Raw genomic sequence first — 20,134 nt, 5'->3', positions numbered from 1 at the left:
ATAAAAAATGAAAAAAGCCGTCGGCTTGACGTGACCAAACAAACTTCCGCCGACGTATCATACCGAATTGCCTGACGCGCTGGTATGACGTTTGCGGTTGATTCAAGAACTCGAGTGTTTCGGATTGCGATGGTTTTCGTCATTGCCCGGCTAATCAGCCCGGCATATCACCTGCGCTTGATGCGAAGTTATCTGAGCAAATGCCGTGGTAGAACATTTTCCGGATGCATCGTCCGAATCTATCACGGTACCGCTCTTGCCCGACATTCCAATTCAGCTTCAATGGACCTTATGATTTGTCACCGAGTTTCCGATTTGCATCACGGTGGCTGGCGGCACTTCGCCTACCGTAGTTATGACGTTGTCGGCAGCCGTGCGACTATAGATGTTGATCGCCCCGCGGCTGTGGTAAAGCCCCTCGGCCGGAGGAGGAATGTCCTTCGACACAGGTTCGATAAACACTGACACCGCAGCGAGACCATCCGATAGCGCGATATGGCCGACAGGGCCGGATTTTCCCGAGAGATTACGTTTCATTTCAATGATTTTTTTGAATCCTGGGGGGGCATCGTTGACCTGCCAGCCAAGTTTTCCGCTTCTCATTGTCGACGATACAAGATTGGTGGTCCGCCATTCAGCGGCTTTCCCCGCATATCTGGATTTCAACAGTTCTTTGTCTATCTCGCCGCCAATTTTCAGATCGGTAAAAACAAACTGTTCCACTACCCTATCCTTATCCATTACCGCAGCTTTAAGAAGCAGACCGGTATCCACGTCCACCCACAATTTTTGACCATAACGCTTGTCGTCTCTGGGCTCCAGTTCGATTACCTGCGTCAGGTAATCGCTGACGCGCTCTTGTCCGCCTTTTTTAACGATATAGCTTTCATCGAGATTGCTCAATGGCTGGGGCAGAAGCGCCGGAAAAACTTTTCGCAACCAGCGTTTCTCGGTTACGACAGTCTTGCTTTCCGGCAAATAACATCTCATTTCGTCATTATTGCGGATGACCTCCCGCGGGGGGCCGTCGAGCACTACACTCCTTTCATGCTCACCTTCCTCATTTACCAGATGGATGATGCGAGAGGTTTCAATATGGTTGCCGGATGAATAAACAAACGTACCGACGTAATTATATTGGCGAGGCGCGGCAGCGATCTTTTGCAGCCAGCTTAGTGCTTCTGGGGATGAACTCGATGGATGTTGCGCGAATACAGGCTGAGCGTTGGCGGATAGCAGCAACAGGGCGGCTAGCGCGCCCCGTGTCAATGCAATCCGTGTCATCTGGCGAAGTTTTCGCGTGATTCCGCAGCTGTACGCATATAGGGCGCTACGCCATGCATGGCAGTGCTGGGCGAGAATTCCCGGTGCGCCAGCAGGTAATCATTAATTTGAGCGGGAGCGGAGGCCGGAACGGAAACCGCCACAGGAATCGCCGGTAAAGCAGCTGCGGGAGCCGATTGATTGTCGGCAAGATTTTGCTGCAACGGGTCCGGGCCTTGTGTTGTTTGCAGGCTCATCCATCCCGCCACTGCGACGGCCGCAATCGAGGCTGCAGCCGCATAAGCAACCGGTTTCCGCCTTTTGGCCGGACGAAGCATGGAAACAGCCGGTATAGCCAGGATAGCGGGTTCAGAGGCTAATCTTGCACTAACACGCCGCGAGATATTGAAAGGCCTCACCTCCTGTTGTCCCAAAGCATCGCTGATCAAATGATAAACCGCCCATTGTTCGTGTAACCCATCTGTTCCGGCGAATTGCTCGACCAAAACCGCAGCATCTTCCGGGTCGAGTTCGCCGTCCATCAGCGCTGATACTTTATCTTCCATGTCTACCACCTCTTATCTTTGCCGGTTCCCAGCAGGGGCCGTAATTTTTCCGCTATCGCTTCCCGGGCACGAAATATTCGCGATCGGACCGTACCGATGGGACAATTCATGATGACCGCAATTTCATCATAACTCAGCCCCTCAATTTCTCTCAACGTAATTGCCGTACGCAATTCTTCAGGCAATTCTTCCAGCGTCTGGTTCACCGTTTGAGCGATCTGCTTGCTTGTCAGTTCACTTTCGGGTGTGTTCATTTCTCTTAACTGGCCAGCTTCCTCGAAGCCTTCGGCATCTTCATTATCGAATCCATTACTGGTGGTGGGCGCTCGCCGCCCTTGGGCCACCAAAAAATTCTTTGCCGTATTAATACCGATCCTGTACAGCCAGGTATAAAACGCACTATCACCGCGGAATGACGGCAACGCACGATAAGCCTTGATAAAGGCTTCCTGGGTTACATCCTCCACTTCTGCCGAATCGCGGATGAATTGCGACAGCAATCGTGCAAGTTTGCGTTGATACTTGACCACCAGCAGATCGAACGCTTGTTTATCGCCATGTTGCGCGCGTTCCACCAACTGCTGATCGATTTCCCGGTCACCCATGCCGCCTGATCCCTGAATTATGATTTTTTACTTGCAACTGCTGCATTACGAGGCAGCCCAGCCAAGTATACCCGTTCAAGGGTCCATCAGGGAATTACGCGCAGGCTCACTATCCGTGGTCTGTGTGAAGAGACAACGCACATTATAAATTAGTTCAGTTGAAGATATGGTTATTCAGTGAGACAGAGTTCATGGCGAAATTCATGACGGTTTTAATAACGGGCCAGCAAGGATCCAAGGGCGGACAAAAGGAATTAAAGGGGAATTCAAACAGCTGCAATCCGGTTTTCCCTGAGATTACCTATGGCCCGAATCGCTGTTACTCCGACGCAATGCGAAAGAACACCGCGTCGCGCCGCATTGGGAGAACGTTCAACCCGCCATGCTGGTGTGACGGGTTTCACCAAACTCGAAAACTGTCCGCATATACCGGGAAATCAGACGCTGTAGCCCGACATTTCCCGGCAACTCTGGGCGCACTCGCGGCACGCTGTGGCACAGTCGTCCATGCCATCCAGCTGTTCGCAGCTTTTGGCACAGGCATCGCAAATCTCGGCACAAATTCTGCAGACCTGATTGCTGTATTGAGAACCGCTCAGCATGAAATTAAGCGACGTCTGACAGATTTCGGCGCAGTTCATCATCAGGCGGAAATGACCGGCTTCGACATGCCTGCCGCCCGATTCCAGGCAGTGATTCATGGCGGCCTGCAAGCAAGTCTGATGGCAATTGTCGCATGCTGCAATGCAGGTTTGCATGCTTTGGTCGTTAGTCATATACATGAACATGGAAGTCTCCTTTTTAGGGGTCATCAACCGTTTCCCGCATGGAAAATCGGTCTATGGCGTAATGTGAACCAATGCGTTAATGCATTCTGTACGCTAACAGACATAATCTTTGCCGTTTAAAAAAGAGAAGGTAGAGCAGGCATGTCCTTTTTCTCGCGTATATTCCTTGTCCCAGCTTTTCCAATCCAATCAGGAGGAGCATGAATAAGTTGCTATCATTCTTCCAAGGAGTACTCTATGAGTAAATCATGCGTCCACACTAGCGGGTGGTATGGAAGCCGGTAGTGTTGATGTATCAGTTCACTCGATATGTGTGTACATGATTGTCAAACCTCTTCCTCCTCCAGCGAATCGATGGGAAATCACCACAGCCACGAACATGATTCTCCCGAAGCACCTCTGCAGACAGGACATGTCCATCATCGTCATACCAGCTTGCACGACAACAATGGACACGCTTTCGTCGTCGCAATCGTTTTAAACGTCAGTTTTGTAGTGGTTGAGTTTGGATATGGCTTTGCCGCCAACTCTACGGTACTGATGGCGGACGCGGGACACAATCTGTCGGACGTGCTGGGCCTGGTACTAGCTTGGGGAGCTGCGATTCTGGCGCGCCGGCCAGCGCGCGGGCGGTACACCTACGGGCTGCGCAGCACGTCCATATTGGCCGCGCTGGCAAATGCCACGCTGCTTCTCGTGGCATGCGGTGCAATCGCCTGGGAGGCCGCCCAACGGTTTTCGCAACCGCCGGTCGTAGCAGGTCTGACTATTGCATTCGTCGCAATGGCCGGCGTCATTGTCAATGGCTTATCCGCGTGGCTGTTCTTGAAGGGTAGCAAGAACGATTTGAATATCCGGGGCGCCTACCTGCACATGGCGGCGGATGCTGCGGTTTCCGCAGGAGTGGTAATCGCGGGAACCGTTATAGTTTTCACAGGCTGGTACTGGCTCGATTCTGTCATTAGCCTGATCATCGTTGCTATCGTCATCGGCAGTACCTGGGGCCTGTTTCGTGATTCGGTGCAACTGATTTTGAGCGCAGTACCGGCAAATATCGATATCGATGCAATTGACGCTTACCTAAGATGCCAACCCGGCGTGACTGATATTCATGATTTGCACATCTGGGGCCTCAGCACTACGGAAAGCGCGTTAACAGTCCACCTGGTTATGCCGGACGGCTACCCCGGCGACGAGTTCATGGATAGCATCAGAGAGACCCTCGAAAATCGTTACGCAATTCATCACTGTACCCTGGAAATCGAACAGGGGACCATCAGTCATTTTTGTCCCGTCAAATAATCCTCAAACCGAGAGAATCTTCCAGATAGCGGCAACTGCGTCTGAATTATCTTGTTTCGCTGCCGGGGTAAAGAAGCCGCGCGGCGTAGAAGCTGTCAGGCGGGTATAAAGGGCAGCAACGGTCTGTTATCATCCTCTATTCACAAAAATAAAATAATGACACTCAAGTGCCACAGCTCAACTTTGATACCCTGATTATCGGCAGCGGTCTGGCTGGTCTCACTCTTGCGCTTAATCTGGCGCAAACCAACAAGGTAGGCCTCATTACCAAACGTGCGTTACTGGATGGCGCGAGCGGTTGGGCGCAGGGCGGCATTGCTGCTACGCTCTCGGAAGAAGATTCTCCCGAGGCCCATATTCGGGACACGCTTATCGCGGGCGCCGGTTTATGCAACGAAGAGGTTACCCGATACGTCGTCGAAAGTGGCCCACAGGCCATCCAGTGGCTCATCAGCGAAGGCGTGCCTTTTACACGCGATCATGACAATGGGACGGGTTATCATTTGACGCGGGAGGGGGGGCATAGTGTGCGGCGGGTGATTCATGCCGCCGATGCTACCGGTCAAGCTGTGCAAAGGACACTGAGCGAAAAGGCACGCACCCATCCAAATATCTCCGTGCTTGAGCATCATGTTGCCATCGATCTCATTACCAGTGCCAAACTGGGCCATACCGCTGGAACCGGCAACCGCTGCTACGGCGCCTATGTCCTGGACAGTGTGACTGGAAAAGTCCGCACCATTCGTGCGCACAACACCGTAATGGCGACGGGCGGCGCCGGCAAGGTTTATCTCTACACCACCAATCCCGACACCGCTACAGGCGACGGAATCGCCATGGGCTGGCGGGCAGGCTGCCGCGTGGCTAACATGGAATTCGTCCAGTTCCATCCGACCTGCCTCTATCATCCCCACGCCAAATCCTTTCTCATCAGCGAAGCGGTACGCGGCGAAGGAGGCCTGCTGCGGCTCCCGGATGGTTCGCGCTTCATGCCTTTACACGACGAGCGCGCCGAATTGGCTCCACGCGACATTGTTGCCCGAGCGATCGACTTTGAAATGAAGAAGCGCGGGCTCGATTGCGTTTATCTTGATATCTCTCACAAGTCGGCAAATTTCCTGAAGGAACACTTTCCCACCATTTATAAACGCTGCCTGGAGTTCGGCATCGATATAACCAAAGAGCCGATACCTGTCGTGCCTGCCGCACACTACACATGCGGCGGCATCATGACCGACTGGAAAGGCAAGACCGATCTGGACAACCTTTATGCGATTGGCGAAACCGCTCATACGGGTCTGCACGGGGCCAACCGGCTGGCGAGCAACTCGCTGCTGGAATGCCTGGTGTTCGGGCAGGCCGCCGCCAGGGATATTATCGAACAGCCGCCCGAGTCCGCGATGGAACTGCCCCAGTGGGACGAAAGCCGCGTTACAAATGCCGATGAGGAAATCGTCATTTCGCACAACTGGGATGAACTGCGGCGTTTCATGTGGAGTTACGTCGGCATAGTCCGCACCACGAAACGACTGCAACGGGCGCAGCACCGTATCAAGCTGCTGCACGAAGAGATCAATGAGTATTACGCCAATTTTCGTGTAACCAGCGACCTGCTGGAACTGCGTAATCTGGTGGATAGTGCCGACCTTATCGTGCAAAGCGCCATGCTGCGTCACGAAAGCCGCGGCTTGCACTATAGCCGGGATTATCCCGAGTTGTTGCCTGAGGCGGTGGATACAGTGCTGAAAAGGCAAAGCTGAAAACGATAAATGCCACCGTATTCTGGCATTAGCAGTCCTGGTAAAACCATCGATTTTCTCTTACATACTCCTTTGGCATCGATCGAAAACTCGAGTGGCTTTCCCATTGCGCATCGCGGTCCATCAGCCTGAAACGTTCTGCATCTTCCAGAAAGCATTCTGCCGACGCATTGGATACAAGTACAACGAGTGACAACGAGTGGCGTTTCTGCGCATCACCCAGACCTTGTCGCCTCCGAATTTTCAAGCAGCAGGAGGTCGTGCCGGCGAGCGCCAGCAATTCAGATTCGTTAGCCCAGGCGGCGGATTCTTGTAGCGCACGGTCAATTCCAATATGGCGGAGAGCTTCGTTAGCGCTGAGGTTCTTGATATACATCTCGCCGCTTCGTAACAACAGGCCCGCGTATCCCGGCACACCAGGAAAATGTCTTCTACCGGATGCGCCTTCCGGTTTTCTAATCGGGTAATTCCCATTTTAATCATGTCGCTGACCCCTCTTGACGCATTCGCTCTGCTCAGGCAAGCGTCAGGACGAGCGATATACAGATTAGGATAATCAGGGGCTGACAACGTGATTTTCCAGGCAGCGGACCGGTTCCCGGATCGGATTGATGAGGGATGTGCGCATAGGCGCCAAGGCAGCGCTGCTCCATGATTTTGCGTTATTCGATACGCGCCATTCAACGATTCGATAGGTCGATGGACGATCGATGACCGGATACCGCGTTGGAGAATCGGTGCTATTGTATATTTTATTGCGTTCAGCACGCATAGGGCTGTAGCCATCATTCCATTAAACATGGGTGCGCATCGAACATCGAATATAGCTGCGTCCGCCAAGGATCAACAAGAATCAAATTAGGGGTATTTGGCGATAAGCTTTGCGTCTCAAAAACTGCTTCTGGATGGTTTAAATGTTTAGTTATTTCGAAAAACTGCTTTACCCCTATCCCGATTCGATGGACAGAATCCCGCCAAAGGGCTTTCTGGCATTCATATGGGAAGCTACGACCGGCGTGAGGTGGCATCTCGTTGCGATGACACTGCTAACCGCAACCATAGGCGCATTCGAAGCAATATGGTTTGCCATACTGGGGAAAATTGTCGACTGGCTGAACCAGATACCGCCCTCTCTTTTATGGGTTCAGGAACGGAATATGCTTTTACTGTTTGCCGGGTTATTGATAGTCAGTCCATTACTGGTGGGATTGCAGAATCTCGTCAAGCATCAGGTACTGGCGGGCAATTTCCCCATGCGGCTGCGCTGGAATTTCCACCGGATGATGCTTAATCAAAGCATGAATTTTTATCAGGATGAGTTTGCCGGCAGGGTAGCGGCCAAGGTCATGCAAACCGCACTGGCACTGCGCGATGTCTGTTTTATTCTGGGCGACATTCTCGTTTATGTAACGATTTATTTTTTTACGCTGGTTGCAGTGGTGAGCAATTTTAATTCCTGGCTGGCAATTCCTTTTATAGGATGGTTCATCCTTTATATTTTCGTGTTGTGGTTTTTTGTACCGCGGCTGAGCCGTGTTTCTCAATCCCAGGCCGATGCGCGGGCGCTCATGACGGGACGCATCAGCGATGCCTATACGAATATTGCCACTGTGAAGCTTTTCTCTCATGGAGGGAGGGAGGCGGGTTACGCAAGATCGGCCATGCAAGAGTTTCTGCAAACGGTGCACAGCCAGATGCGATTGATCTCCGGCTTTGGAATTGTGAACCAGATCATGAGCGCCGCCCAGATCATTTGCGCAGTCGGCGCCGCCTTGCTGCTGTGGACGGAAGGACAGATAGGGGTCGGCGCGGTGGCGGCCGTCGGTGCAATGTCGCTGAGACTCAACGGTATGTCGCAATGGGTCATGTGGGAAATGACTACACTGTTTGAACAGATTGGTACAGTGCGGGATGGTATTACCACTTTGTCCCGCACGCATGTGGTAACCGATTACCCGGAAGCAAAGGCGCTTCAGATTAAAAACGCCGAAATCAGGTTTGAGGATGTCCTCTTTTGTTACGGTGGGGATCTTCCGGTGATAGACCATCTCTCTCTGCATATCAGGCCCGGTGAAAAAATCGGGCTGGTGGGACGTTCGGGCGCCGGAAAATCCACTTTAGTCAATTTGCTGCTCCGATTTTATGACGTCGAGCAGGGGCGCATATTGATTGATGAGCAGGATATCAGATACGTTACCCAGAATAGTTTGCGTGCCCATATCGGTATGGTCACCCAGGATACGTCGCTCATGCATCGCTCGGTAAGGGAGAACATCCTCTATGGCCGGCCGGAAGCAACCGACGCGGATATGATAGCGGCTGCCAAAAAAGCCGAAGCACACGGCTTTATAACCGGTTTGACCGACCCAATGGGACGTAAAGGCTATGACGCGCATGTGGGCGAGCGCGGAATAAAGCTTTCAGGTGGTCAGCGCCAGCGGATTGCGATCGCGCGTGTCATGCTGAAGGATGCACCGATTCTTCTGCTTGACGAAGCCACCAGCGCATTGGACTCCGAAGTGGAGTCTGTCATTCAGTCGAGCTTATACCGGTTGATGGAAGGAAAGACGGTGATAGCAATAGCCCATCGCTTATCGACGATTGCGGCGATGGACCGGCTGATAGTGATCGATAAAGGCCGAATTGTAGAAGAAGGTAATCATCAGAGCCTCCTGGCACTCCATGGTCTCTATGCGCGCCTATGGAACCATCAGAGCGGCGGGTTTCTGGGGGAAGATATGTAGTATTGATAAGCATCGGTTCTCTGAGACGGGCAGCGAGAGGGAATGAAGTGTCGCGGCAGTCCGTTCAATTATCGAGTTCTACATCATCAGCCTCCGGTTTGACGCCCGAGCGAATTGCGGACTCGGTTAGGGAGGGTAGGCACAACTCGATGAAGCGGTAGGCGTATCCGCGAAGATAATGGCCGCGGCGAACAGAGATATTTGTCGTATTTTTCTCGAAAAGGTGTGAACTGTCGAGCAGATTGAGTCGTGTGTCGCGTGTGGGATTGAACGCCATCGAGGCAACGATACCTACCCCAAGCCCGAGCTCAACGTATGTTTTGATGACATCGGCATCCAAGGCCGACATTGCGATATCGAGCAGCAAACCGGCTCTTGCAAACGCCTGATCAATTCCGGCTCGTCCGGTCAGGCCTTCGTGATACGTAATAATTGGAAACTCGGCAATCGCCTCAAGGGTGAGCGGCTGTATCGATTTCAGCGGATGCTCGTGTGGCACGATCACAGCATGATGCCACGAATAATAGGGAAAAGAGACCAATTCCGCGACGCTCTCCAGCGCCTCGGTAGCGATCCCGATGTCTGCGATGCCGTCGAGCAGCATCGTTACGATCTCACCGGGGCTAGCTTGATGCAGAACGAGATGCACTTGGGGAAAGGCCTTTTTGAATAGCGTCACCACGGAGGGCAGCGCATACCGCGCTTGCGTATGGGTGGTGGCGATAGTAAGCCGTCCCTTGTCCCGATTGCTGAACTGTTCAGCCAATCGCTTGACGTTTTTGGTATCAATCAGGATGCGTTCGACGATTTTCACCAACTCCCTTCCCGGATCGGTCAATCCGAGAAGTCGCTTGCCCTTACGCACGAATAGTTCGACACCCAGTTCGTCTTCCAGATCTTTTATATGCTTGCTGACGCCGGATTGCGACGTGAAGAGGGCGTTTGCCGCTTCGGTGAGATTGTAGTTCTGTCGGACGGTCTCATGGATGATGCGCAACTGTTGTAGGTTCATATTGTTATTTTTCCAGATATCTCATAATGGTTGAGTCTGTTTCTCAGCGCGCGGATAACCGAAGGGTATTGTAATAGCCTCGTGATGTCTTTGGCATTTGGCAAAAAGCCCGGAAAATACATTTTGCCAAAGGTGGAGCGGTGAAGCTTCGGAGCAGATTCAGAGCAATTGATGCGGTTGCCTTCTGCCTGTACATTAACCGCTGATTCTCGAAGCCCGGCAAGCCGCGGTACCATATTGCAATACTAATGCCTCAGCCCCGATGATCAGCCGGGGCGTCTTTCGGGTCTTTCCATTTCCACCGTAGCAGCACCCGCAACTGCCTGAACTCCTCCGGATCTATTGCGTCTGGCAGTATCACTACGCTGCGCGAGAAAACGCTGCGTCGGGGAAGCTCTGAAAATCGGGCATCAGCAGGCTTCATGGGTTTCAATTCGAGTACGGTAAGGTAGGGCGCTACAAAGCTGCTGGCGAGCAGTGCACAGGCAATTCGTTCTCCGCGCCGGGTTTCAAGCATGCACGCCATTTCATCGGATAGTTCGAAACCAGTTACCGAATCCGGTGAACGTAACAATACGTAACGCCTCAGGTAGAAAATAAGGCTGGCAGCAAGCATTGCAGAACCTGCCAGTTTGACTGATACAGGCAACACAAGGGGCCACAAGAGGCCTATAGCGGAAAAGTGGGCAAAACTCAGCATCACGGCAAGGCGTGCGGAGGGTTTGAGGCAGACAACGAGTATCGGCGGAATGGGCGGAGGCAGGAGACTGGCCATAATCAATTATCTCATTCCTGGCATTTTGCCGCTCATCCGGAGCGTATGCTTTATAATCGACCTTTTTCGCAGCCATAAATCGTTCTGAATGAACCTTATCTGGCAAGCCTATCTGCAAAACTGCCGCGCGATAATCAGGGATGACCGCATCGTCAGCTATGGCAACGCTGCCGCCGAACTTGCGAACACCCACGCCGCAAGTACCGGGTCTGCTACAGTGCTGAGTGATCTTTCGCACTTCGGCCTGATCCAATTTTCGGGAGAGGATGCGCAATCGTTCCTGCAAGGACAGTTGAGTTGCGATGTAAGGCGGATCAGTTCCTCGGCCGCTTCGTATGGGAGCTATTGCAATCCAAAAGGCAGAATGCTGGCAAATTTTCTGATCTGGCGCGACCGTGACGGAGATGATGGCGGCTTTGTCATGCAATTGCCATCAGCATTGCTGGCAGCCATTCAGAAGCGTTTATCCATGTATGTGCTGCGCGCCAAAGTCAAACTGGTTGACAGTAGCGGTATGCTGGTACGTATGGGTCTCGCCGGGAGTGGCGCCGGGCCGCTTGTACAGCAAGTTACTGGCGGTATTCCCGATTCCCATCTCGGCGTGATTCACGGTGAACATGCAAGTGTAGTTCGCCTTGCACAGGACCGGTTTGAACTGATCGTTGCTCCAGAGCATGCGCCCGCAGTAGCGGAACGCTTGAGTCAGAATGCCATGCCAGTAGGCGCCCCCTGTTGGGACTGGCTGGAGATCAAAGCGGGTATCCCGCTGATCACGCTTGCCACACAGGAGCAGTTCGTGCCACAAATGGCCAATCTGGATGCCATCGGCGGGATAAGCTTTCAGAAAGGTTGTTATCCTGGCCAGGAAATCGTCTCTCGCACCCAGTATTTGGGCAAAATAAAACGCCGCATGTATCTCGCCAACATTCAGTCGGCCGATTCAAAAATTCCGGTTGAAGCGGGAGACGAATTGTTCAGCGCTGATATGGGAGAACAATCAAGCGGCATGGTAATGAACGCAGCAGCCTCGCCAGGCGGTGGATTCGATGTGTTGGCGGTGATACAGATAAGCAGCGTCGAGGCTGGTAAAATTTATTGGAAGTCTCTGGAGGGCCCGGCACTGGAGATCATGCCACTACCTTACAAGGTGAGTCAATAACCAGAATATTACCTTCATCTTATGGCGTTAAGGCGTTTCCGAAAAAATCATACGTTCGACAGATTACGCTATCCGGAGTACCTTAAGCTCGTTTGCCGGGTATGCCCCAGCATATCGTTCAGATAGGCAAGAATATCTCAATAAGTTTTGCTCCACGCTGTATCACAATGCTTTACCGGCGCTCAACCAGCAAAACAGCTGGTGAAGGGAAGATCACCGCTTGTTTTGATATCCCTGTTTAACGCATAGCAATAGTGAACTTAAAATGCTCAATAGCAAAATATTGTCTTTCCGCTTCCGCATCTGGCCGTTGTTGCTGCCGTTCATGTTAATGACATCGCCTGTGTCTGCCGATGTGCTCGAGCAGCGCGACATTGCGTTTTACTATGGCAGCCGGCCGCCGGTCGAGGATTTGCGTCATTTCGATCAGATCGTCATTCAGCCAAGCCAGGTTCTCCCCCATGAGAGAACAGCCTTGTTGAATCTGGATTCGCTCATATTTGCCTATGTTTCATTCGGCGAGATAGCGCGTAACAGCGATGATATGGAGCGAATTGATACGAAATGGTCGATTGGCGTTAATCCGGCATGGAACAGCCTCGTGATGGATATGACTGATCCCGCCTGGCACGAATATCTGCTGGAGCACCATTTCGGCCGCTTATGGCGTGACGGCTACCGCGCGTTTTTCCTCGATACCGTTGACAGCTATCTGCTTGTGACAAAGGAAGGTGCAGAACGTACCGAGCAGGAGAAAGGGCTGGTTGCGCTGCTGGCGGAAGTAAAGCGGCGCTTTCCCGGTTGCAAGCTCATCCTCAATCGCGGCTTCGAAGTGCTGGACCGCGCCAGCCAATATGCGGATGGTATGGTTGCGGAATCGCTTTTTCAGGGTTTTGATCCGGTTACCGGCAAGCATGCACCAGTCAAGGAAGAGAACAGGACGTGGCTTCTCAGCCAGTTGAGGCGTGTGCAAGACGAATTCAAGGTACCGGTTATCGTGCTCGATTATGTCGAGCCGGGCAACTGGACCGAGGCGGAAAAAACCGCAAAGGAAATTGTCAAGCTCGGATTCATGCCGTGGGTCGCAAATGGCGATTTGACATGGCTGGGGCACGGCCGCATCCGTTTGGCTCCGCGCAGGTTGCTGGCAATCATAAACGGCACGCCGGCGCAACAAATGGATCAGGATCTGTTCAAGCACGCAGCCATGCCGCTGGAATATCTTGGCCTGGCGCTCGACTATTGGTATGTCGATAAGCTCCCTTTACCCATCGAACCGCTTGTCGGACGTTATGCGGGCATAATTGCATGGTTGGGCAACGGCAGCAGCAACGGCAACGGCAACGACAGGAGTCGCCACGAGAATGTTTGCGCACGTTTGCAAACAGAGGTCGATGCCGGTTTGCCGGTGGTATTCATGGGCTATTTGCCGGGCGGTGTTGCCTGCCGCAATCTGATCGATTATCAGGGAAGCTTGCAACCGACGACAGGCATGCTTGAACTCGGCGCCGTCAGTGAGCGCCTGGGCCGCCCAGCCGCAGCACCGGTGGTGGGCAGCGGTACGCCTGATGTTCGCGTACGCGATCGCACCGGAGCATGGTTGACGTTGAGCGATGGAAAAAATGTATATCATCCGGTTGCGGTCAGTTCATGGGGAGGCTATGCGTTGCACCCCCATCTGATAAGCGAGACCGCGTCAGGCCGCCATGAATGGCTGCTGGACCCTTTTTCTTTTTTCCAGGCGGCTTTCCGCCTGCCGGTGCAGCCGGTGTTCGATATGACGACGGAAAATGGACGCCGTCTGGGCATAGTCGAGGTGCGGGGCGACCGCCTGTTTGAGAAAGACGAGCATGGTGTTGAAGCAATCGACCGGCTTCGGCAATGGATCGGAAAGAATCCGTCGCCGGTAACACTGGGTGTCATCGAGGCTGAAGCAAACAGTGAAGAGCGGCGCGCAAAGGTAAGGCAATTGGCAGCCATGCCGCAGGTTCGATTGGCGAGCCACACTTACAGCCACCCTTTCTATTGGGGCGTGTTCGAGGGCAAGACAGATGCCGATCAGCAGCCTTATCGCTATAGCGTGTTCATGGAAGGTTATGCGGCGGAGATGACGCGCGAAACTGCGGGAACCATCCCGTTCCTGCAATCCGTGGCGCCAGGTTCTCCACTGTTGCTTATCTGGTCCGGCGATGGCAAACCCGTACCGGCCGCTATGGCGGCCGCATGGAAAGCCGGCCTGCCGAATTACGGAGGAGGAGGTCTCCATTGGCAGAGCGGCCCGTTATCTATCGCTGATCTCTCTCCGACACTGCGGCCTACCGAGTGGGGCACCCAGGTGTTGACCCCCTTGACCGCCGAGCCGCTGTTTGCGCAGCTCTGGTATGGGGAAGCATTGAACTTCGGTATAGTCAACGACTGGAACCGCCGGCTCGATCTTCCACGGCGGCTGCGCATATCATCCCTGTCCATTCATGCCGACGCGTTGTTACACGCGCGAGGGGCGGAGCTTCTGGATCAGTTAGCCGATGCGCAGCGTAAGGAAAATGTGCTTGGCGTGTGGCTCGATGAATATGTTCAGCGTGCGCAGGCCTTTCAGACAGCGAGCATTGCGCGCGACCTGGATGGCAATTGGCTCCTTTTTGGAGATGCGCTCAGAACGGTGCGACTGCCTGTTTCTGAAATGGTGCCAGAAATCTCAACCGATGTTGTCGGATACTCCGACCGAAATACCGACCGTTATATTTATCTCGCACGCAATCACGCCGTCCTCAAGCACAGCCGGGGTAAGGGAAATGCCGCCCCGGCCTTGAGGCTGATCGATGCCGGCGCCCCGCTAAAATCCTGGCACCTCAATGATGATGGCTCCGCCACACTTTTATTTGAGCCACGCGGGGATTTTACCCTTGAAGTACCCAAGTCCTGTGCGTTGAGTCTGAACGGCGAGGCGTTGACGGCCCGCCGCGATGATTCCCATTCCATTTATGCGATATCAGCGAACAAGGCGTCAGGAGAGTTCCGGCTTGAGTGCTGAAATACGGCGGGAATCGCTGTTGAATGCGCCCGCGCTAATGTTCCTTAGCGCGGTACTTCTAATCGTTTTCTGGATACTATTTCCTCGTCAGCCCGCGTTCAGGGATCCCGCCAATCTGTCGGCAAACGATGCGCTGTCGGTGGCTTATCTTCGCGTTCTCGTCCAGTCCGATCCCCACAACGCTCCGTTACGTCTGTCTTTCGTCCAGGTACTGACGGAAGCAGGCATGACTGATGAAGCGGCCCAGGCTATCGATCCTTTAAAACGGGCCCCCGAATCCGGCCTGACATATGAAATCCGCCTTGCGGAACTCAAGCTGTCCTTGCAGCAACTCTACCGGCGCCCTGCCGAGGATGTCGAAACGGCACTGCGTGCCCGCATCGCTGAACTCGTTCCGTCATTATTGCGAATTGCGGACAAAGATAGCGAGCTCAGTCAAGTTGTTACGCTGGCGGAACAGTTTGGCGATCCCTCGGTGCTGGCCGAAACTTTTGAGCAGCTGCTTGTTCTGCGGGATGAAACCGACGAAAAAAAATCACGTTGGCTTGCTTTCGCGGCAAAGCAGCGCATGGCGGCTGCTCAGCCCCGGTTGGCGGCGCGGCATTGGTGCGAGGCCCTGGTGCTTGAGCAAACCGCGAAGAAAAAGCCGGAAATGGCGAAATCCTGCCTACGCGCCTACCTTCAGGCAGGCATCGATCAAGAGGCCTTGAAGGCTGCGGTGCAGATGCTGAGCAATGCCGCAAGTCCTGGGCTCAAGGGCGATGCCGGGCTTTTGTTGCTGGCTGCAAATATTGCCGAGCCGATGGGGGATAGCGAGCACGCGTTGGCCTGGCTGGAAGAAGCCAGCCGGTTATTGCCCAAGGACCGATCGCTTGCCGAACGCGTGGTGCGGTTGCAGGTTTCGATGGGACTGCTGGGCGAAAGCCTTTCGCGCGCGGCGTCGCTGCGAACTTCCCTGGTCGTCGGCAGCGAACGCCACCGTTTGCTTGCCCGTATTTATGACTGGAACGCGCAACCCGACGAAGCGCTGGACCTTTGGTTGTCTTTTGCGCTCCATGTGGCCGATGAAGAGGCGGAGTCGCGGGCATTTGCTCTTGCTCTGGCGAAGCCGGATTACGAAGCGCTGGTACAGTTGCTTGAGGCTGTCATGCCGCGCCGAAAGCTCACCGCGGCCGAAGTCGATGCTTATGTCAAGGCTGGTCTCAGCACTGCAGAGCCCTCCCGGGTTGAGCAGCAATTGCGCCAGCACGCCGAACGTTTCGATGACCCTCCGGCAATAATGAAAGCATTGGCAGATGTACTTGTCCTTCAAGGCAAACCTCTTGAGGCGATCACAGTGTACGAAGAAATGCCTGACACGCAGAATGGGCAGCAGAGGTTGGCATTGGCCCGGTTATATGAAGAAGCGGGAAACGCGCAAAAAAGCTTCGAACTACTGCTTCGCGAACCGGGCCCGCCCGGTGCCGCATATGCGGAAGACTATTGGCTGCTGCTGGCTAAAGTTTCCATGCAGCTGGGCAAGGATGACCAGGCAGTCAAAGCCTATGAAAAAGCCCTGGTTCTTCGACCAAAGGATGTGGAAATACTCGAGCATCTGCAACGTTTGGCGGCACGGCATCAGGACGATAAAAAAAGCGAGCGCCTTGCGCATTATGGATGGGATAAGTTGAAGCGTATCGAAGATCTGCAACGCCTCATGCATTTTTCCTGGAGTCGAAAAAATTGGGAGGAGCTCGATCATCTGCTGTCTGTTGCCGAAGCGCAGCCCGCGATAGCGCAGGCGCCTGATTACTGGTATTTTCGCTCGATACGGAAAATGGCTCGTGGCGACCGGGAAGCGGCCCGGCAGGCATTGCGTGAGCTCCTGCGGCTGCGCGGGCCTGAACCTGAAGTCACCGAGGCAATGATCTGGATGTTACTATCCGACAAAAAAGTCGATTCTGCATTGCTTGATACGGTCGTTAAGCCGTACCATAACCCTTCAGGTACTCAACCGGCGGTGAGCCCGCCATTGGCCGAAGCCCTGGCGGCGGCGGAGCACGCACTGGGCAGGTCCCTTCAGGCAGCACCCCGGTATCTGCAATCCCTGGAAGCAAGACCTCGTGATTTTTTGTGGACATTGACATTGGCCGACAACATGGAGTGGGCGGGCTGTCCCGCTAACGCCAACCATGCCCGCTTGAGCGCGTTACAAATGTTTGCTTTCCAGCGCTTCCCTCCAGGGGAGGTGAAATTCCCCCCCCGTCTTGCCGAGTACCTCTTTGGATCGAAAGACGCGGTCGTACAACACGGCGCGGATAGGGATGACTTCAAGAAACTGCAATCGATACGCGAGCGGTGGGGGCTTACGGGTACTTTGGATAATGCGGATTACTTCGCGCTCCGGCGTCAACGCGAGCGCCTGGAGACACCCAGGTGGGAAGCGTTTGCCGATGCGATAAGAAAGAAGGATGATCCGGCGGTGTCGGCGCAACTGGCGGCAATTTCCAGCCATCTTGAACGCCAGCCAGCCGGACCTTCGCATAAGGACATGCTGCCGCTGTCCATTGATGACGTTGACCGGGCCAACCGATGGCTTGCGGGAGAAGCAGCGCCTAATAAAAGCGATTTAAATAAGGAGTTGGACGTCTGCCGTCAAACGTTGACAAAAATCCGCGAATCCCAAGTGACATCCAAACCAGACAAGGAGCCGGCAAAGCTATGAAAAAACCCTGGCTGGAGGGTATTGAAATCATCGACGTAAATACTCCCGAGTCGGCATGGGGCGGATGGCTCGAAACATTCGTGTTGACTGCAATTGTGATCGCGGCATCATTTTTTACTCAGCAGCACGATCCTTTCCGGCTGGGCGGAGGATTTCCGTGGCCGGTCCTCGCCCCTTTGCTGGCAGGATTACGGTATGGATTTGTCTATGGTTTTGTCAGTGCCTTGCTGATATTGGCGACGCTGGGCGTTGCCATCAATCAGCAGTGGCAAATGTCCACCGGATTTCCGCTGCCGTGGGCAATTGGCACTGTTGTGGTGGCAATGGTGGCGGGAGAGTTTCGCGATATGTGGGGACGCCGCTTACATCGATTGGAAGGCGCCTATCAATATCGTGCGGAACGTCTTGAAGAGTTTACACGCAGTTATCAGTTGTTACGTCTATCGCATGATCGGCTGGAGCAAACAGTTGCCAATAGCGGATTTTCGCTGCGCGAAGGCATTATGCGCCTGCAACCGGCACTCGATGCCATGAATGGCGCCAATATGCTGGATGAGTCCTCGTTACAACGGCTTATCGAATTCATCGCGGAATACGGTGCACTCACGCAGGCATGCATTATCGGAATAACAGCCGACCGGATTGATACCGGCAGAGTGCTGGCTTGTATCGGTGACAGGTTTCCAATTGATAGTAGCGATCCTGTAGCGAAAAGTGCGCTTGAAAGCGGCGAATTGGCGGCGGTAAATCTCCTAAAAGAATATGCGCTGGATCAAGACCAGTTATTGGCCGCCATTCCTCTGGCCGACTCCACGGGCGAAATTCATGCAATGCTGTTGGTCAAATCAATGCCATTCTTTGCATTTCACGAAAACAATTTAAGGCTTATTGCAGTGCTTGCCGCGCATGGCGTCGACCACCTTCGTTTTGGCACAGCCAGCTCTTCCGTTGCCCGTTTTATTGCTTCCTTCGAACGCGTGTATCAGGATTTTCTGAGGTTCAGTCTCGACGCTACGCTCCTGAAGCTGTCCGGATCTTCTGCGGATATCACAAGTGTATACGGGAAATTGCGTTCTTCCGTGCGCGCTATTGACCTGATTTGTATGACTCATGATAAGGATCAGTCTGTCATCTGGCTCCTGCTGCCGCTGACCGATACCGCGAATGCTCGAGTATGGATGCAACGGGTGGATGATGTTCTCTCATCGGTGGCAAGCGAACTGGTAGCAATTAGCGATATCGACCCACAAAAGGTCCGTTCTCTGGAGTTGCGTTGATGTATCGAATGCCCATGCTATTGGGACTGGCAGCCGAGGCACTGGCCGGCTTGCTGCTCTGGTTGAGCGCGAGTGGGTGGGCAGCGAATTGGACGGCGAATCTGGCGATGCTGGCTGCCTTGGGATTCCACTCTGTTTCATCTTATTATTTTGCTCGAGGTTTCTGGCTTTTGCTGCCACGCCGATACAAGCTCCCCGCGCGGAGCAGCCTGGGTTTTCTGTTTGTCCTGTTATGGATTTTGCCGGTGGTCGGTGCGTTGGGCGTGCTGTGGAGTGTCACTACCGCCTTGAAACGCCCTCGCAGCCGTTCTTCGAAAAACGTAAAAATGGTTGTGTTGCCCGAGCTCCCTTTTTCGCCTCCTGTCATTTTCCCGACGCCGCCCTACAGCGAGGGCGCGCTGCGCCAGATAATATATTTTGCCGAGCGTCCGTTGAAGCGGTTGAAAGCTGTGATGGCGACCCGGCACATGGCGCCGCGCGAGGCCATGATGGTGTGGTCGAAGGCGACCCGCGACCCCGTCGACGACGTGCGGCTGCTGGCTTATGCCATGAGGGACGATAATGAAAAAAAACTGATTGAACGCATACTGACCTTGATCGAGACGCTGCCGGAAGCTCCAGTCCCCATGCAGAACGCGTACCACAAAACGATTGCGGCGCTATGCTGGGAGTTGGTATATCACCGTCTGGTTCAAGGCGCTGTCAGACAGCATTGGCTGGATACGGCCAGGCATCACATGGAGCTTGTACTTGTCCCATCGTCCGGTGCGCCAGCCGGCGCACCCGTTTCGTCCCCTTCACCCGCTGGATCCCGTATGCCTACAACAACCGGTAAGCCTGCTGCATCTCCTGTGCGCGATGCGGCAGATGCAAACAGCTGGCTATTATATGGACGGATTCTGCTGGAATCGGGCGACCTCTCATTCGCGCGCGAAGCCTTTGCCAACGCACGAGCCGGTGGCATGGAAGAACAGAAAATTCTGCCGTGGCTTGCCGAAGCTGCCTTCCGGGAACGAAAATTTTCAGATGTGAAGCGCTATCTGTCGGCGCTCTCGCGGCCCGGCGAGAAGGGACGCGAACTGGCGCTGGTGAGAGCATGGTGGACCAAATGAATAGTGCCATCAGGCGGACGCGGACAAATTGCTGGG

Annotated in this window: 15 protein-coding genes; 8 read left to right on the top strand and 7 right to left on the bottom strand. The window is 53.9% G+C overall.

Annotated elements, in window-relative coordinates:
- Positions 1–279 precede the first annotated feature (279 nt).
- From BMX66_RS03765 to BMX66_RS03750, 4 genes are all read right to left on the bottom strand, one after another.
- Complete coding sequence (locus BMX66_RS03765; RefSeq protein ID WP_090878501.1) at positions 280–1,284, bottom strand: MucB/RseB C-terminal domain-containing protein; 1,005 nt, start codon at positions 1,282–1,284, stop codon at positions 280–282.
- Positions 1,281–1,829, bottom strand: a complete 549-nt coding sequence (locus BMX66_RS03760) for a sigma-E factor negative regulatory protein (protein ID WP_090878499.1) — start codon at positions 1,827–1,829, stop codon at positions 1,281–1,283. Before BMX66_RS03760 ends, BMX66_RS03765 begins: the two co-directional genes overlap by 4 nt.
- 2 nt (positions 1,830–1,831) lie before the next feature.
- The gene (gene rpoE, locus BMX66_RS03755) at positions 1,832–2,434 is read right to left on the bottom strand and encodes an RNA polymerase sigma factor RpoE (protein ID WP_090878497.1); all 603 of its coding nucleotides are present in this window, start codon (positions 2,432–2,434) and stop codon (positions 1,832–1,834) included.
- 437 nt (positions 2,435–2,871) lie between these two features.
- Entirely contained in the window at positions 2,872–3,246 is a 375-nt protein-coding gene (locus BMX66_RS03750) for a four-helix bundle copper-binding protein (RefSeq protein WP_255398794.1), read from the bottom strand.
- Between the two features lie 330 nt (positions 3,247–3,576).
- Between BMX66_RS03750 and BMX66_RS03745 the strand changes: the two genes are divergently transcribed.
- Together BMX66_RS03745 and nadB are read left to right on the top strand one after the other, a co-directional pair.
- Complete coding sequence (locus BMX66_RS03745; protein ID WP_090878493.1) at positions 3,577–4,524, top strand: cation diffusion facilitator family transporter; 948 nt, start codon at positions 3,577–3,579, stop codon at positions 4,522–4,524.
- Positions 4,525–4,691: 167 nt separating this feature from the next.
- A complete protein-coding gene (gene nadB / locus BMX66_RS03740) occupies positions 4,692–6,284 on the top strand; it encodes an L-aspartate oxidase (RefSeq protein WP_090878492.1) in 1,593 nt (530 codons plus the stop codon).
- A 28-nt stretch (positions 6,285–6,312) separates the two neighbouring features.
- Here the strand turns inward: nadB and BMX66_RS03735 are convergent, their stop codons facing one another.
- Entirely contained in the window at positions 6,313–6,660 is a 348-nt protein-coding gene (locus BMX66_RS03735; RefSeq protein WP_090878491.1) for a hypothetical protein, read from the bottom strand.
- A 538-nt stretch (positions 6,661–7,198) separates the two neighbouring features.
- Here BMX66_RS03735 and BMX66_RS03725 point away from each other — a divergent pair.
- Complete coding sequence (locus tag BMX66_RS03725; protein ID WP_090878487.1) at positions 7,199–9,028, top strand: ABC transporter ATP-binding protein; 1,830 nt, start codon at positions 7,199–7,201, stop codon at positions 9,026–9,028.
- 64 nt (positions 9,029–9,092) lie between these two features.
- Here the strand turns inward: BMX66_RS03725 and BMX66_RS03720 are convergent, their stop codons facing one another.
- Both BMX66_RS03720 and BMX66_RS03710 read right to left on the bottom strand, forming a co-directional pair.
- Positions 9,093–10,040 carry a CysB family HTH-type transcriptional regulator gene (locus tag BMX66_RS03720; protein ID WP_090878485.1) on the bottom strand — a complete coding sequence of 316 codons (948 nt, stop codon included), beginning with the start codon at positions 10,038–10,040 and terminating at the stop codon, positions 9,093–9,095.
- 253 nt (positions 10,041–10,293) lie between these two features.
- Positions 10,294–10,815: a protein YgfX gene (locus tag BMX66_RS03710; RefSeq protein ID WP_177168744.1), complete on the bottom strand. Its 522-nt coding sequence runs from the start codon at positions 10,813–10,815 to the stop codon at positions 10,294–10,296.
- An 88-nt stretch (positions 10,816–10,903) separates the two neighbouring features.
- Here BMX66_RS03710 and BMX66_RS03705 point away from each other — a divergent pair, with 88 nt between their 5' ends.
- The 5 genes from BMX66_RS03705 (at position 10,904) to BMX66_RS03685 (ending at position 20,098) form a co-directional block, all read left to right on the top strand.
- A complete protein-coding gene (locus BMX66_RS03705; RefSeq protein ID WP_090878481.1) occupies positions 10,904–11,974 on the top strand; it encodes a CAF17-like 4Fe-4S cluster assembly/insertion protein YgfZ in 1,071 nt (356 codons plus the stop codon).
- Positions 11,975–12,239: 265 nt separating this feature from the next.
- Positions 12,240–15,005, top strand: coding sequence for an endo alpha-1,4 polygalactosaminidase (locus BMX66_RS03700; protein WP_090878479.1), 2,766 nt, complete (start codon positions 12,240–12,242; stop codon positions 15,003–15,005).
- On the top strand, positions 14,995–17,709 hold the full coding sequence (locus BMX66_RS03695) for a tetratricopeptide repeat protein (RefSeq protein ID WP_090878477.1): 2,715 nt from the start codon (positions 14,995–14,997) through the stop codon (positions 17,707–17,709). Before BMX66_RS03700 ends, BMX66_RS03695 begins: the two co-directional genes overlap by 11 nt.
- On the top strand, positions 17,706–18,986 hold the full coding sequence (locus BMX66_RS03690; RefSeq protein ID WP_090878475.1) for a protein PelD: 1,281 nt from the start codon (positions 17,706–17,708) through the stop codon (positions 18,984–18,986). The genes BMX66_RS03695 and BMX66_RS03690 overlap by 4 nt, the downstream gene beginning before the upstream one ends.
- Complete coding sequence (locus BMX66_RS03685; RefSeq protein WP_090878472.1) at positions 18,986–20,098, top strand: protein PelE; 1,113 nt, start codon at positions 18,986–18,988, stop codon at positions 20,096–20,098. The genes BMX66_RS03690 and BMX66_RS03685 overlap by 1 nt, the downstream gene beginning before the upstream one ends.
- The last annotated feature ends 36 nt before the right edge of the window (positions 20,099–20,134 follow it).

Origin of the sequence: Nitrosovibrio sp. Nv6 (assembly GCF_900110495.1) — a bacterium.
Lineage (GTDB): Bacteria > Pseudomonadota > Gammaproteobacteria > Burkholderiales > Nitrosomonadaceae > Nitrosospira.
Note: the sequence above shows the minus strand (reverse complement) of the source record. Positions and strands in the feature narration are given on the sequence as shown.

Coding starts and splice junctions, on each gene's coding strand:
- rpoE (WP_090878497.1), bottom strand. CDS start 2,434: ATGGGTGACCGGGAAATCGATCAGCAGTTGGTGGAACGCGCGCAACAT.
- BMX66_RS03700 (WP_090878479.1), top strand. CDS start 12,240: ATGCTCAATAGCAAAATATTGTCTTTCCGCTTCCGCATCTGGCCGTTG.
- BMX66_RS03690 (WP_090878475.1), top strand. CDS start 17,706: ATGAAAAAACCCTGGCTGGAGGGTATTGAAATCATCGACGTAAATACT.
- BMX66_RS03710 (WP_177168744.1), bottom strand. CDS start 10,815: ATGGCCAGTCTCCTGCCTCCGCCCATTCCGCCGATACTCGTTGTCTGC.
- BMX66_RS03760 (WP_090878499.1), bottom strand. CDS start 1,829: ATGGAAGATAAAGTATCAGCGCTGATGGACGGCGAACTCGACCCGGAA.
- BMX66_RS03735 (WP_090878491.1), bottom strand. CDS start 6,660: ATGTATATCAAGAACCTCAGCGCTAACGAAGCTCTCCGCCATATTGGA.
- BMX66_RS03685 (WP_090878472.1), top strand. CDS start 18,986: ATGTATCGAATGCCCATGCTATTGGGACTGGCAGCCGAGGCACTGGCC.
- BMX66_RS03765 (WP_090878501.1), bottom strand. CDS start 1,284: ATGACACGGATTGCATTGACACGGGGCGCGCTAGCCGCCCTGTTGCTG.
- BMX66_RS03745 (WP_090878493.1), top strand. CDS start 3,577: ATGGGAAATCACCACAGCCACGAACATGATTCTCCCGAAGCACCTCTG.
- BMX66_RS03725 (WP_090878487.1), top strand. CDS start 7,199: ATGTTTAGTTATTTCGAAAAACTGCTTTACCCCTATCCCGATTCGATG.
- BMX66_RS03705 (WP_090878481.1), top strand. CDS start 10,904: ATGAACCTTATCTGGCAAGCCTATCTGCAAAACTGCCGCGCGATAATC.
- BMX66_RS03720 (WP_090878485.1), bottom strand. CDS start 10,040: ATGAACCTACAACAGTTGCGCATCATCCATGAGACCGTCCGACAGAAC.
- BMX66_RS03750 (WP_255398794.1), bottom strand. CDS start 3,246: ATGACCCCTAAAAAGGAGACTTCCATGTTCATGTATATGACTAACGAC.